At 71.6% G+C, this 13,730-nt stretch carries 11 protein-coding genes; 10 read left to right on the top strand and 1 reads right to left on the bottom strand.

What is annotated here, in order from left to right:
- Positions 1–171 precede the first annotated feature (171 nt).
- The 6 genes from ACTWQC_RS22335 to ACTWQC_RS22310 all read left to right on the top strand — a co-directional run bounded on the left by ACTWQC_RS22335 (position 172) and on the right by ACTWQC_RS22310 (position 7,782).
- Positions 172–1,728, top strand: coding sequence for a phytoene desaturase family protein (locus tag ACTWQC_RS22335; protein WP_443317553.1), 1,557 nt, complete (start codon positions 172–174; stop codon positions 1,726–1,728).
- A 264-nt stretch (positions 1,729–1,992) separates the two neighbouring features.
- Positions 1,993–3,099, top strand: coding sequence for an NAD(P)H-dependent flavin oxidoreductase (locus ACTWQC_RS22330; protein ID WP_443317552.1), 1,107 nt, complete (start codon positions 1,993–1,995; stop codon positions 3,097–3,099).
- Positions 3,100–3,142: 43 nt separating this feature from the next.
- On the top strand, positions 3,143–4,693 hold the full coding sequence (locus ACTWQC_RS22325) for an acyl-CoA synthetase (RefSeq protein ID WP_443317551.1): 1,551 nt from the start codon (positions 3,143–3,145) through the stop codon (positions 4,691–4,693).
- 72 nt (positions 4,694–4,765) lie between these two features.
- On the top strand, positions 4,766–6,292 hold the full coding sequence (locus ACTWQC_RS22320; protein ID WP_443317550.1) for an acyl-CoA synthetase: 1,527 nt from the start codon (positions 4,766–4,768) through the stop codon (positions 6,290–6,292).
- 219 nt (positions 6,293–6,511) lie between these two features.
- The gene (locus ACTWQC_RS22315) at positions 6,512–7,063 is read left to right on the top strand and encodes a VOC family protein (RefSeq protein WP_443317549.1); all 552 of its coding nucleotides are present in this window, start codon (positions 6,512–6,514) and stop codon (positions 7,061–7,063) included.
- Positions 7,064–7,230: 167 nt separating this feature from the next.
- A complete protein-coding gene (locus ACTWQC_RS22310; RefSeq protein ID WP_443317548.1) occupies positions 7,231–7,782 on the top strand; it encodes a type 1 glutamine amidotransferase domain-containing protein in 552 nt (183 codons plus the stop codon).
- 3 nt (positions 7,783–7,785) lie between these two features.
- On the opposite strand, the gene ACTWQC_RS22305 is transcribed toward ACTWQC_RS22310, so the two are convergent.
- On the bottom strand, positions 7,786–9,405 hold the full coding sequence (locus ACTWQC_RS22305; protein ID WP_443317547.1) for an acyl-CoA synthetase: 1,620 nt from the start codon (positions 9,403–9,405) through the stop codon (positions 7,786–7,788).
- Positions 9,406–9,599: 194 nt separating this feature from the next.
- Here ACTWQC_RS22305 and ACTWQC_RS22300 point away from each other — a divergent pair, with 194 nt between their 5' ends.
- The 4 genes from ACTWQC_RS22300 to ACTWQC_RS22285 are packed head-to-tail and all read left to right on the top strand — an operon-like array spanning position 9,600 to position 13,665.
- Entirely contained in the window at positions 9,600–10,400 is an 801-nt protein-coding gene (locus tag ACTWQC_RS22300; protein WP_443317546.1) for a crotonase/enoyl-CoA hydratase family protein, read from the top strand.
- Between the two features lie 33 nt (positions 10,401–10,433).
- A complete protein-coding gene (locus ACTWQC_RS22295) occupies positions 10,434–11,414 on the top strand; it encodes an OB-fold domain-containing protein (protein WP_443317545.1) in 981 nt (326 codons plus the stop codon).
- The gene (locus ACTWQC_RS22290) at positions 11,411–12,502 is read left to right on the top strand and encodes a thiolase domain-containing protein (protein ID WP_443317544.1); all 1,092 of its coding nucleotides are present in this window, start codon (positions 11,411–11,413) and stop codon (positions 12,500–12,502) included. The genes ACTWQC_RS22295 and ACTWQC_RS22290 overlap by 4 nt, the downstream gene beginning before the upstream one ends.
- A complete protein-coding gene (locus ACTWQC_RS22285) occupies positions 12,499–13,665 on the top strand; it encodes a thiolase domain-containing protein (protein WP_443317543.1) in 1,167 nt (388 codons plus the stop codon). The genes ACTWQC_RS22290 and ACTWQC_RS22285 overlap by 4 nt, the downstream gene beginning before the upstream one ends.
- Positions 13,666–13,730 lie beyond the last annotated feature (65 nt).

Genomic DNA, 13,730 nt, shown 5'->3' with positions numbered 1-13,730 from the left:
GAAGCCGACGGTGGCGCGGCGGACCGGGCCCGCGAGGCCGGGCCGCCGCTGCCCCATACGGCTCGCCGACGGCTTCTGTTCAACCGCTGTTCAAGTGGACCGGCCTCCCACCAGGGACCGCCCGGCAGGGGTCTGGCCTGCGCCGCTGGCAGGGCCGTGCTAACAAGGGGCATGCCCGCCATGGACTCGTACGACGCAGTGATCATCGGCGGTGGCCACAACGGCCTCACCGCCGCCGCCTATCTCGCCCGCGCCGGGCGCAGCGTGCTCGTGCTCGAGCGGCTCGACCACACCGGCGGCGCCGCCGTGTCCACCCGCCCCTTCGCCGGTGTCGACGCCCGGCTGTCCCGGTACTCCTACCTCGTCAGCCTGCTGCCGCAGAAGATCGTGCAGGACCTCGGCCTGCGCTTCGCGGTCGCCGGGCGGACCGTCTCCTCGTACACGCCGACCCTGCGCGGCGGCCGCGCGACCGGGCTGCTCGTGGACAGCGGCAGCCCGGCCCGTACGCGCGCCGCGTTCGCCGAACTCACCGGCTCCGACCGTGAATTCGAGGCCTGGCAGCGCTTCTACGGCATGACGCAGCGGTTGGCCGAGCGGGTGTTCCCGACCCTCACGGAGCCGCTGCCCACGCGTGCCGCGCTGCGCGAGCGTGTGGCGGACGAGGCCGCCTGGCAGGCGCTGTTCGAGCGGCCGCTGGGTAGGGCCGTCGAGGAGACCTTCGCGGACGACCTGGTGCGCGGCGTCGTCCTCACCGACGCGCTGATCGGCACCTTCGCCGACGCCCATGACGAGACCCTGCGGCAGAACCGCTGCTTCCTCTACCACGTGATCGGCGGCGGCACCGGCGACTGGAACGTGCCGGTCGGCGGCATGGGCGCGCTCACCGACGCCCTCGCCGACGTGGCCCGCACCGCCGGAGCCGAGATCGTCACGGGCCATGAGGCGACCGCCATCGCCACCGACGGCACCCGGGCCGAAGTCACCTACCGCACCGCCGACATGGAGGGGACCGTCGCGGCCCGGCACGTCCTCGTGGGCGCCGCCCCGCACGCCCTGGCCGCGCTGCTCGGCGAGGAGCCACCGGCTCCGAAGCCGGAGGGCGCGCAGCTCAAGGTGAACATGCTGCTGCGCCGCCTGCCGCGGCTGCGTGACCGGGACGCCGACCCGCGTGAGGCGTTCTCCGGCACCTTCCACATCGCCGAGGGCTACAGGCAGTTGGCGACGGCGTACGAGCAGGCGGCGGCCGGGGAGCTGCCCAGCGCACCGCCCTCCGAGATCTACTGCCACTCGCTGACCGACCCGTCGATCCTCGGCCCGGAGCTGGTCGCCCAGGGCTACCAGACCCTGACGCTGTTCGGACTGCACACCCCGGCCCGGCTGTTCGAGCGGGACAACGACGCCGTGCGCGAGGAACTGCTGAAGTCGACCCTGGCCCAGTTGGACGCCTGCCTCGACGAGCCGATCGCCGACTGCCTGGCGACCGACGCCGACGGCAGGCCGTGCATCGAGGCGAAGTCCCCGCTGGACCTGGAGCGCGACCTGGGTCTGCCCGGCGGGAACATCTTCCACCGGGAGCTCGCCTTCCCGTACGCGACCGAGGGCACTGGGCGGTGGGGCGTGGAGACCGGCCACTCCAACGTCCTGCTGTGCGGCGCGGGTGCGGTCCGCGGCGGCGGGGTGAGCGGCATCCCGGGCCACAACGCGGCGATGGCGGTGCTGGGGGAGTAGCCCGGGCCGCCCGGCGGCGGTCTCCGTCCTCGGAGGCGGACCAGCCCGACAGCTCGATACGCGCGCGGGCGGGGAGGTCAGGACGAACGCTCCGCAGAGCGCCAGCACTCCGGTTCCGAACTGACGCCACTTCACAAGACCTCCTGAAGGTATCTTTCGATCGGCCAACCGGAACGTTGAAACTTTCTTCCCGTCATGAGCGCAATCTGACGTAGCATCAGAAAATCTCTTCCCTCGTCCCGCCCGCTGCGGCATCCTGCGCCCATGCAGACGGAGCTGAGCAAGCGACTGGGTGCGGAGCACGCCGTCTTCGGGTTCACGCCGTTCCCCGCCGTGGCCGCGGCCATCAGCCGGGCCGGCGGCTTCGGCGTGCTGGGCGCGGTCCGTTACGGCGCCCCCGAGGAGCTGGCCCGCGACCTCGACTGGATGCAGGACCACACCGGTGGCAGACCGTACGGCCTGGACGTCGTCATGCCCGCCAAGAAGGTCGAGGGGGTGTCCGAGGCCGACGTCGAGGCGATGATCCCCGAGGCTCACCGCCAGTACGTGGGCGACGTCCTCGCCAAGCACGGCGTCCCCGAGCTCGCCGAGGGCGAGGCCTCCGGGTGGCGCATCACCGGCTGGATGGAGCAGGTCGCCCGCTCCCAGCTGGACGTCGCGTTCGACTACCCGATCAGACTGCTCGCCAACGCACTCGGCTCCCCGCCCGCCGACGTCATCGCCCGCGCCCACGACCACGGCATCCTCGTCGCCGCCCTCGCCGGCAGCGCCAAACACGCCAGGCGGCACGCGGACGCGGGCATCGACATCGTCGTCGCCCAGGGGTACGAGGCAGGCGGCCACACGGGCGAGATCGCCTCCATGGTCCTCACGCCCGAGGTCGTACGCGCCGTGGACCCGCTGCCCGTGCTCGCCGCGGGCGGCATCGGCTCCGGCGAGCAGATCGCCGCCGGGCTCGCGCTCGGCGCCCAGGGGGTCTGGCTCGGCTCCGTCTGGCTCACCACGGAGGAAGCCGACCTCCACTCGCGCGCACTGACGCGCAAACTCCTCGCGGCCGGGTCCGGCGACACCGTGCGCTCCCGCGCGCTCACCGGCAAGCCCGCCCGCCAGCTGCGCACCGAGTGGACCGACGCCTGGGACGATCCGGCGGGTCCGGGGCCGCTGCCGATGCCGCTGCAGGGGCTGCTGGTCGCCGAAGCCGTCTCCCGTATCCAGAAGTACGAGGTGGAGCCGCTGCTCGGTACGCCGGTTGGCCAGATCGTGGGCTCGATGAACTACGAGCGCAGCGTGCAGGCTGTCTTCGACGACCTCACCCGGGGCTTCGAGCGCGCCGTCGACCGCATCAACCGCATCGCCGGGCGCGCCGTCTGACCCGCCCTCACTCGCCGAACTCCCCCGGAAGGAGATCCGAGCCATGTCGGAAGCCCCCAATGGATTCTGGGCGCAGGCGGCCCAGGACCCGGACCGTACGGTTCTCATCGCCCCCGACGGCGAGGAGTGGACCGCGGGCCGGCTGCACGCCGCGTGCAACCGGCTGGTGCACGGGCTGCGCGCGGCCGGGCTCGGGCGGGGCGACGCGTTCGCCGCCGTCCTGCCCAACGGCGTCGAGTTCTTCACCGCGTACCTCGCCGCCTCCCAGGCCGGGCTCTACCTCGTGCCCGTCAACCACCACCTCGTAGGACCCGAGATCGCCTGGATCGTGGCCGACTCCGGGGCGAAGGCGCTGATCGCCCACGAGCGGTTCGGCGAGCAGGCCACCAGGGCGGCCGACGAGGCCGGGCTGCCCGCCGAGCGGCGCTACGCCGTCGGCCGCATCGACGGCTTCCGGCCGTACGACGACCTCCTCGCCGGGCAGCCGGACACCCCGCCCTCGGAGCGCACGCTCGGCTGGGTCATGAACTACACCTCGGGCACCACGGGCCGCCCGCGCGGCATCCGTAGGCCGCTGCCCGGCCAGCCGCCGGAGGAGTACGCTCTCGGCGGCCTCCTCGGCATCTTCGGCATCCAGCCCTTCGACGGCAACGTCCACCTCGTCGGCTCGCCGCTCTACCACACCGCGGTGCTGCAGTTCGCGGGCGCGTCCCTGCACATCGGCCACCGGGTCGTCGTGATGGACAAGTGGACGCCGGAGGAGATGCTGCGGATGATCGACCGGCACCGCTGCACGCACACGCACATGGTGCCCACCCAGTTCCACCGCCTGCTCGCCCTGCCGGAGGAGGTCAGGGCCTCGTACGACCTCTCCGCCATGCGGCACGCCATCCACGGCGCCGCACCCTGCCCCGACCACGTCAAGCGAGCCATGATCGACTGGTGGGGCCACTGCGTCGAGGAGTACTACGCGGCGAGCGAGGGCGGCGGCACCGTCGCGACCGCCGAGGAGTGGCTCAAGAGGCCAAGGACCGTCGGCAAGGCGTGGCCGGTCAGCGAGATCGCCGTCTTCGACGACGACGGCAATCGGCTGCCGGCCGGTGAGCTCGGCACGGTCTACATGACGATGAGCACCGGCACCTTCAGCTATCACAAGGACGAGGCCAAGACGCGGAAGAACCGCATCGGCGACTTCTTCACCGTCGGCGACCTCGGCTATCTGGACGAGGACGGCTACCTCTACCTCCGCGACCGCAAGATCGACATGATCATCTCCGGCGGGGTCAACATCTACCCGGCGGAGATCGAGTCCGCCCTCCTCACACACCCGGCCGTCGCGGACGCCGCCGCCTTCGGCATCCCGCACGACGACTGGGGCGAGGAGGTCAAGGCGGTCGTCGAGCCCGCGGAGGGACACGAGCCGGGGGAGGCCCTCGCCGCCGGCATCCTGGCTCACTGCGCGGAGCGGCTCGCGGCCTACAAGCGGCCGCGGTCCGTCGACTTCATCGCGACGATGCCCCGCGACCCCAACGGCAAGCTCTACAAGCGGCGGCTGCGCGAGCCGTACTGGGAGGGGCGCGAACGCACCGTGTGACGCACGCGGTCCGCGGCCCGTGACCGGGCACGCCACCTTGACCCGGCCGCGTCCGCCACACAGGATCGCGCCATGACCGGTGTACGGAGCAGCACGGTGGACGGCGTTCTGCGGCGCAGCGCACGGCGGGTGCCGGACCGTACGGCCGTGCGGTACGAGGACCGCGCCTGGACGTATCGCGAGCTGGACGAGGCCGTGTCCGCGGCGGCCGGCGTCCTGCGCGAGCACGGACCGCGGCCCGGCGACCGCGTCGCGTCGTACGGCCACAACTCCGACGCGTATCTGATCGGCTTCCTCGCCTGCGCTCGCGCGGGACTCGTCCACGTGCCGGTCAACCACGGCCTCACCGGGGAGGATCTGCACTACATCCTCCGGCAGTCGGGGAGCTCGCTGGTGCTGGCCGACCCGGGCCTGCGGCACGAGATTCCGGACACGTGCGGCGTACAACTGCTGCGCGACAGCGACGACTCGCTGCTTGCGCGGCTGCGCACCGCCCGTCCGTACGCCGCGGGCGCGGGACCGGACGCGGAACCGGGCATGGAACCGGACGCCGGTGACCTCGTCCAGCTGCTCTACACCTCCGGCACCACCGCGTTGCCCAAGGGCGCGATGATGACGCACCGCGCGCTGGTCCACGAGTACGTCAGTGCCATCACCGCGCTCGACCTCAAGGAGACGGACCGGCCGGTCCATGCGCTGCCGCTGTACCACTCGGCGCAGATGCACGTGTTCCTGCTGCCCTACCTCGCCGTGGGCGCGGAGAACACCATCCTCGACGCGCCGGTCGCCGCGCGGATCTTCGACCTGGTGGAGGCGGGCCGGGCGGACAGCCTCTTCGCCCCGCCCACCGTGTGGATCGGTCTCGCGGGCCACCCCGGGTTCGACGAACGCGATCTGACGGGTCTGCACAAGGCGTACTACGGGGCGTCGATCATGCCCGTACCGGTGCTGGAGCGGCTCCGCGCCCGCCTCGACGGCCTGGCCTTCTACAACTGCTTCGGCCAGAGCGAGATCGGCCCGCTCGCGACCGTGCTCGGCCCCGGCGAGCACGAGGGACGGATGGACTCCTGCGGGCGCCCGGTGCTCTTCGTCGAGGCCCGCGTCGTCGACGAGTCGGGCCAAGAGGTGCCGGACGGCACCCCGGGCGAGGTCGTCTACCGCTCCCCGCAGCTGTGCGAGGGCTACTGGGAGAAGCCGGAGGAGACCGCCGAGGCCTTCCGGGACGGGTGGTTTCGCTCCGGCGACCTCGCCGTGCGCGACTCCGAGGGCTTCTTCACCGTCGTCGACCGGGTGAAGGACGTCATCAACTCCGGGGGAGTCCTGGTCGCGTCGCGCCAGGTGGAGGACGCGCTGTACGAGCACCCCGGGGTCGCCGAGGTGGCGGTGATCGGCCTGCCGGACGACCGGTGGATCGAAGCGGTCACGGCCGTCGTCGTGCCGCGCGGGGAGGTCGAACCGCAGGAGCTCGTCGATCACGCGCGAGAGCGGTTGGCCCACTTCAAGGCGCCCAAGCGGGTGATCCTGGTGGAGGAGCTGCCGCGGAACGCCAGCGGAAAGATCCTCAAGCGCGAGCTGCGCGACCGCTTCGCCGCCTCGTAACGCCACCTGCCGGGACCGGGCCCTGGTGAGCGTTCCTCACCGCGGCCAGGAGGCAGGATGGAGGTTGAAGCCCCAATCAATCGGCCGGGAATCTGTCAGGAATCCGCGAGGAATCCGCGGGGGATCCGCGAGGAATCCGCGGGGGATCCGCGAGGAATCCGCGAGGAACCGTCAGGAATCTGCCAGGTTTCTGCCATCACATCCGCAGGAGGAACCGGGATGCCCCAGCCCGAGGGAGCCGCGCTGGAGGCCGTGCGAGCGCGCCGTGAGAAGCTGCGCGCTCGGTACCTCCGCACGGGCGAGGACCGGTCCGAGACCACCGCCCGCGGCATTCACCACATCGCGTTCATCTGCCGGGACGTCGAGGAGACCATCCGCTTCCACCAGGGGTTCCTCGGCTTCCCGCTGGTCGAGATCGTGGAGAACCGCGACTACCGCGGCTCGACCCACTTCTTCTTCGACATCGGCCATGGCAATCTGCTTGGCTTCTTCGACTTCCCCGGCCACGACCACCCGCCGTTCACCGAGACGATCGGCGGTGTGCAGCACCTGGCCCTGTCGGTGGGTGACGAGCAGTTCGACGAGGCGCGCCAGGCGCTCGACGCGGCCCGCATCCCGTACGCGGGCCCGGACCGGGGAGTGGAGGACAGCCTCTATCTGCGCGATCCGAACGGGGTGCCGATCGAGCTCTACCGGGAGCGGCTCGGCATCTTCAACGGGCACCGGGTCGTCGGCGACACCTCCCGGGAGCCACCCCGGACCCGGGCCTGAACGCCTCGGAGCCACGGGTCACGGCCCGTGGCTCTGTGTAGGGGTCGTGAGACAAAGGGCAACCTCCTTGCGCCAGCGGGCGCCGAAGGGTCGTTTTATCCCGCTTTACGCGGGCAGTCGTGCGGTCGTAGGCGAAAGAGCCAACGGTCCGAGAGGACGTGAAGATCGTGAAGGTAGCCTTCCTCGTGGCCCCGGAGGGTGTCGAACAGATCGAGCTGACCGACCCGTGGCAGGCGGTGAAGGACGCGGGCGGCACGCCCGAGCTGGTCTCCACCAAGAACGGCAAGATCCAGGCGTTCGACCACCTCGACAGGGCCGACACTTTCCCGGTGGACAAGGCGGTCGCCGACACCTCGCCGGAGGAGTACGACGGCCTGGTTCTGCCCGGAGGCGTCGCCAACCCCGACTTCCTGCGCCTGAACGGCAAGGCCGTCGCCTTCGTCAGGGGCTTCTTCGACGCGGGCAAGCCGGTGGCGGCGATCTGCCATGCGCCATGGACCCTGGTCGAGGCCGACGTGGTCCGCGGCCGCACCCTGACATCCTGGCCCAGCCTGCGGACCGACATCCGCAACGCCGGCGGCACCTGGGTCGACGAGCAGGTCCACATCTGCGACCGGGGCCCGGCCACCCTGGTCACCAGCCGCAAACCGGGCGACCTGAAGGCGTTCAACGACGCCGTCGCCACCGAGTTCGCCAAGGCCGCCGCCAAGAGCCAGTAGGCGTCACACCCTGCCGTTGGCGGCGACCTTGCGGGCCCAGCGGTAGTCCGCCTTGCCGCTGGGGGAGCGCTGGATCCGGGGGGCGATGACCAGGCCCCGCGGGATCTTGTAGCCCGCGAGCCTGGCCCTGCAGTGGGCCTGGATGTCCTTCAGCGTCGGCTCCGCCGCGCCCTCCCGCAGCTGGACCACCGCCGAGACCCGGTTGCCCCAGGTCCCGTCCAGTACGCCCGTGACCAGCGCGTCGTACACGTCCGGGTGCGCCTTCAGCGCCTGTTCGACCTCTTCCGGGTAGACCTTCTCGCCCCCGGTGTTGATGCACTGCGAGCCGCGGCCGAGTACGGTCACGACCCCGTCGGCGTCCACGGTCGCCATGTCGCCGAGCAGCACCCACCGGGCGCCGTCCAGTTCGAAGAACGTCTCGTCGGTCTTCGCCGGGTCGTTGTAGTAGCCGAGCGGCACATGGCCGCACTGCGCCATCCTGCCGGGCTCGCCCGCCGCCACCGGCTTCAGCGTGGCCGGGTCCACCACGGTCGTACGGTGGTTGACCTGGACCCGGAAACCCTTGGCGGAGTCGTCGGTCGCCGTGCCGTTGAATCCGGACTCCGACGAGCCGAAGTTGTTCAGCAGCATCGTGTGCGGTACGAGCTCGCGGAACCGGTCCCGTATCGCCTCGGAGAGGATCGCGCCCGAGCTGCTGACGCTGAACAGCGAGGAGGTGTCGGTCCCCTTCATCGGGCCCGCAAGGGCGTCGACCAGCGGCCGCAGCATCGCGTCGCCGACGAGCGAGATGCTGCTCACCCTCTCCCGCTCGACGGTCCGGAGCACCTCCTCCGGCACGTACTTGCGGTGCAGAACCACCTTCTGCCCGAAGTGGAAGCCGATGAACGCGGTGAGGGTGGAGGTGCCGTGCATCAGCGGCGGAGTGGGGAAGAAGACGAGGCCCTCGCCGCCCGCGGCCACCCGCTCGGCCAGCTCCTCGGGCCGCGTGACCGGTGCGCCGGTCGGCGCGCCGCCGCCCATGCCGGCGAAGAACAGGTCCTCCTGGCGCCACATCACGCCCTTGGGCATGCCGGTGGTGCCGCCGGTGTAGATGATGAACTGGTCGTCGGCGGAGCGCGGTCCGAAGTCCCGCGCGCCGGAACCGGACGCCTCGGCCTCGGCGAAGTCCACTGGGGCGATGTGTGGTTCGGGGTCACCGGCGGGGGGCGTGCCGACGCGGACGAGGTGGCGCAGCCTCGTCGTCCGCGGCAGCGCCGCCGCGACGCGGCCCGTGAACTCGGCGTCGAAGACCAGCGCGGCCAGGTCGGCGTCCCGGTAGAGGTGGACCAGTTCGTCCTCCACGTACCGGTAGTTGACGTTGACCGGCACGGCCCGGGTCTTCAGGCAGGCCAGCAGGGTCTGGAGGTACTCGACGCCGTTGTAGAGGTGCAGGCCGACGTGCTCGCCCGTGCCGATGCCGCTGTCCGCGAGGTGGTGGGCGATCCGGTTGGCCGCCGCGTCGAGTTCGGCGTACGTGAGCCGACGCTCGGCGCCGGTTCCCGGGTGGTCGATGTACACCAGCGCCTCGCGGTCGGGGACCGCGTCGGCGATCGACTCGAACAGGTCGGCAAGGTTGAACTCCACCGCTCCTCCTGATCCCGCCGGGGCTCTGGGGCGTCCCCCGGAAGCGCGTCACTGGCCTGGGCGGTCATTAGAGCGCCAGTGGCGGCAGGTGGGAAGAGACCTCGCCGAAGAAATCTGACTGAGAGTCAGAAAACTCTTGAACTGACCCTCCGCCTCCTGCAACCTGTTCTAGGTCTCGAGACGGGAGGACTGTCATGGGCGGGACCAAGCACCTCACCGTGCAGCGCGAAGGCGCCACGCTGGTGCTCACTCTCAACCGGCCGGAGGCGAAGAACGCGCTCTCGCTGCCGATGCTCGTCGGGCTGTACGACGGCTGGCTGGAGGCCGACGAGGACGACGCCATCCGGTCGGTCGTGCTCACCGGCGCGGGAGGCGCCTTCTGCGCGGGCATGGACCTCAAAGCCCTCGCGGGCCAGGGGATGGACGGCCGGCAGTACCGGGACCGGATGAAAGCCGACCCCGACCTCCACTGGAAGGCCATGCTCCGGCACCACCGCCCCCGGAAACCCGTGATCGCCGCCGTCGAGGGCCATTGCGTCGCGGGCGGCACCGAGATCCTCCAGGGCACCGACATCCGTATCGCGGGCGAGAGCGCCACCTTCGGCCTCTTCGAGGTCAGGCGCGGACTCTTCCCGATCGGCGGCTCCACCGTCCGCCTCCAGCGCCAGATCCCCCGCACGCACGCCCTGGAAATGCTGCTCACCGGCCGCCCGTACAGCGCCGCGGAGGCCGAGCGCATCGGCCTCGTCGGTCAGGTCGTCCCCGACGGCACCGCGCTGGACAAGGCGCTGGAGACCGCCGAGCTGATCAACGCCAACGGGCCGCTCGCGGTCGAGGCCGTCAAGGCCAGCGTGTACGAGAGCGCGGACCTCACCGAGGAGGAGGGCCTGAAGCTCGAACTCGAGCGCGGCTGGCCCATCTTCGACACCGCCGACGCGAAGGAGGGCTCCACGGCCTTCGCGGAGAAGCGCCCGCCCGCCTTCCGGCGGGCGTAGTCCCACCGACCCGCGACGGAGGACACAAACCCCATGACAGCCACCCCCGCACCGGAGGTGCTCCGCGCACCGCTGGTCGTGGAATTCCCCTTCACCCGCTCCCTCGGGCCGGTCCAGAGCGCCTTCCTCACCGGGCTGCGCGAGCGCACCGTACTCGGCGTGCGGACCAGCGCAGGCCGGGTGCTCGTACCGCCCGTCGAGTACGACCCGGTCACCGCGGACGAGTTGCGCGAACTCGTCGAGGTCGGCACCACGGGCACCGTCACCACCTGGGCCTGGAACCCGGCACCCCGCCCGGACCAGCCGCTGGCCACCCCGTTCGCCTGGGTCCTCGTCCGCCTCGACGGCGCCGACACCGCCCTGCTGCACGCCCTCGACGCGCCGGGCCCGGAGGCCGTACGGACCGGGCTCCGGGTGCGCATCCGGTGGGCCGCCGAGCGTACGGGTGCCATCACCGACATCGCCTGCTTCGAGCCGTACGAGGGCCTGCACGAGAACGGAACGGGCGCCGAAGCCGCCCCGCACAGCGGCGAGTTCGCCGACCCCGTCAGCGGCATCGTCGCCCCCGCCCGGCTCGAGTACAGTTACTCGCCCGGCCGCGCCCAGACCCGCTATCTCGCCGCCCTGGCCGACCGCCGCATGGTGGGCGAGCGCTGCCCCTCCTGCCGGAAGGTCTACGTGCCGCCGCGCGGCGCCTGCCCCACCTGCGGCGTCGCCACGGCCGAGCAGGTCGAGACCGGGCCGCGCGGCACGGTCACCACCTTCTGCATCGTCAACATCAAGTCTCGTCACCCGGCGAATCTCGACATCGAAGTGCCCTACGTCTACGCCCACATCGCGCTGGACGGCGCCGACCTCGCGCTGCACGGCCGCATTGCGGGCATCCCGTACGACCAGGTGCGCATGGGGCTGCGCGTCGAACCCGTATGGACCGAGGGCGGCCGCTACCCCGACCACTACCGCCCCACCGGCGAGCCCGACGCGGACTACGACACGTACAAGGAGCTGCTGTGACGCGGGACTCCAGCGAAGACAGGGACGACAGGGGTGTTGCCATCGTCGCCTTCGCCCAGACCGGCCACCGCGCCGACACGGCCGAGGTGTCCGAGGTCGAGATGCTGATCCCCGTCCTCCAGGACGTACTGGGCCAGGTCGGCCTCAAGGCGGGCGAGATCGGCTTCACCTGCTCCGGTTCGAGCGACTATCTCGCGGGCCGGGCCTTCTCGTTCACCATGGCCCTCGACGGCGTCGGCGCCTGGCCGCCGATCTCCGAGTCCCATGTCGAGATGGACGGCGCCTGGGCGCTCTACGAGGCCTGGGTCGAACTCCTCACGGGCGAGGCCGATACGGCGCTCGTCTACGCCTACGGCAAGTCCTCGCCCGGCCGGCTGCGCGACGTGCTGACCCGCCAGCTCGACCCGTACTACGTGGCCCCGCTGTGGCCCGACTCCGTCTCCCTCGCGGCGCTCCAGGCCCAGGCGCTGATCGACGCGGGGGACACGGACGAGCGGGAGCTCGCCGGGGTCGCCGCGCGCAGCCGTACGTCCGCCGCGGACAACCCGCACGCGCAGCTCCGCGGCTCGGCCGAGCCCGGTCAACTCCTCGGCGGCGACTACCTCGTACAGCCGCTGCGCTCGCACGATGCGCCGCCCGTCGGCGACGGCGCGGCCGCCGTCGTCCTCGCCGCCGGGGACGCGGCGCGCAGGCTGTGCTCCCGGCCCGCCTGGATCCGCGGCATGGACCACCGCATCGAAGCCCACAGCCTCGGCGTACGAGACCTCACCGACTCGCCCTCCACCCGCCTCGCCGCCGAGCGGGCCGGCGCCTTCCAACGGCCCCTGGACACGGCCGAACTGCACGCCCCCTTCACCTCCCAGGAGATCGTGCTGCGCAAGGCGCTGCGGCTCGACCCCAGCGTGAACGTCAACCCGTCCGGCGGGGCGCTCGCCGCCAACCCGGTCATGGCGGCCGGGCTCATCCGCCTCGGCGAGGCCGCCGCCCGCATCCACCGCGGCGCCTCCGACCGCGCCCTCGCCCACGCCACCTCCGGCCCCTGCCTCCAGCAGAACCTGGTCGCCGTCCTGGAAGGGGAACCGGCATGAGCAAGGAGCCCGTCGCCGTCGTCGGCATCGGCCAGACCAAACACGTCGCCGCGCGCCGCGACGTGTCCATCGCCGGGCTCGTACGGGAAGCCGCCGTGACAGCCCTCGAGGATGCCCAGTTGACCTGGGCGGACATCGACGCCGTCGTCATCGGCAAGGCCCCCGACTTCTTCGAGGGCGTGATGATGCCGGAGCTCTACCTCGCCGACGCGCTCGGCGCGGTGGGCAAGCCGATGCTGCGCGTGCACACGGCCGGATCCGTCGGCGGCTCCACGGCGCTCGTCGCCGCGAACCTGGTCGCCGCACGCGTCCACCCGACCGTCCTCACCCTCGCCTTCGAGAAGCAGTCCGAGTCCAACGCCATGTGGGGCCTGTCCCTGCCCATCCCGTTCCAGCAGCCGCTGCTCGCGGGCGCGGGCGGCTTCTTCGCCCCGCACGTCCGGGCGTACATGCGCCGCACCGGCGCGCCCGACACCATCGGCTCGCTGGTCGCCTACAAGGACCGCCGCAACGCCCTCAAGAACGCCCTCGCCCACCTCCACGAGCACGACATCACCCTGGAGAAGGTGCAGTCCTCGCCCATGCTCTGGGACCCCATCCGCTACTCCGAGACCTGCCCGTCCTCCGACGGCGCCTGTGCGATGGTCCTCACCGGCCGGGCGGGCGCTGCCCGGGCCCCGTATCCGCCCGCATGGGTGCACGGCGGGGCGATGCGCAGCGAGCCGACGATGTTCGCAGGCAAGGACTACGTCTCCCCGCGCGCCGGGAAGGATTGCGCCGCCGACGTCTACCGGCAGGCCGGGATCACCGACCCGCGCCGCGAGATCGACGCGGTCGAGATGTACGTGCCCTTCTCCTGGTACGAGCCGATGTGGCTGGAGAACCTGGGTTTCGCGGCCGAGGGAGAGGGCTGGAAACTCACCGAATCGGGTGTCACGGAAATCGACGGTGACCTGCCCGTCAACCCTTCTGGCGGAGTCCTGTCCACCAACCCCATCGGCGCGTCCGGAATGATCCGTTTCGCCGAGGCGGCGCTGCAGGTCAGGGGCCGCGCGGGCGAGCACCAGGTGGAGGGAGTACACCGGGCGCTCGGACACGCCTACGGCGGCGGCTCGCAGTTCTTCTCCATGTGGCTGGTCGGCGCCGAACCGCCCGGTGCGTAATGTGCTCGCGGCCTGTGCTGCACCCGTCACGATCGCTAGGCTGACCGGGGTAGACGAACCGGGAG

The sequence above is a fragment of the Streptomyces sp. 8N616 genome (assembly GCF_052246385.1).
In the GTDB taxonomy this organism is placed as follows: Bacteria; Actinomycetota; Actinomycetes; order Streptomycetales; family Streptomycetaceae; genus Streptomyces.
This window is presented reverse-complemented; position numbering and strand designations above follow the sequence as displayed.

Excerpts from the sequence above, each read along its gene's own strand:
- ACTWQC_RS22295 (WP_443317545.1), top strand. The coding sequence starts at position 10,434 with ATGACAGCCACCCCCGCACCGGAGGTGCTCCGCGCACCGCTGGTCGTG.
- ACTWQC_RS22320 (WP_443317550.1), top strand. The coding sequence starts at position 4,766 with ATGACCGGTGTACGGAGCAGCACGGTGGACGGCGTTCTGCGGCGCAGC.
- ACTWQC_RS22315 (WP_443317549.1), top strand. The coding sequence starts at position 6,512 with ATGCCCCAGCCCGAGGGAGCCGCGCTGGAGGCCGTGCGAGCGCGCCGT.
- ACTWQC_RS22335 (WP_443317553.1), top strand. The coding sequence starts at position 172 with ATGCCCGCCATGGACTCGTACGACGCAGTGATCATCGGCGGTGGCCAC.
- ACTWQC_RS22300 (WP_443317546.1), top strand. The coding sequence starts at position 9,600 with ATGGGCGGGACCAAGCACCTCACCGTGCAGCGCGAAGGCGCCACGCTG.
- ACTWQC_RS22325 (WP_443317551.1), top strand. The coding sequence starts at position 3,143 with ATGTCGGAAGCCCCCAATGGATTCTGGGCGCAGGCGGCCCAGGACCCG.
- ACTWQC_RS22330 (WP_443317552.1), top strand. The coding sequence starts at position 1,993 with ATGCAGACGGAGCTGAGCAAGCGACTGGGTGCGGAGCACGCCGTCTTC.
- ACTWQC_RS22285 (WP_443317543.1), top strand. The coding sequence starts at position 12,499 with ATGAGCAAGGAGCCCGTCGCCGTCGTCGGCATCGGCCAGACCAAACAC.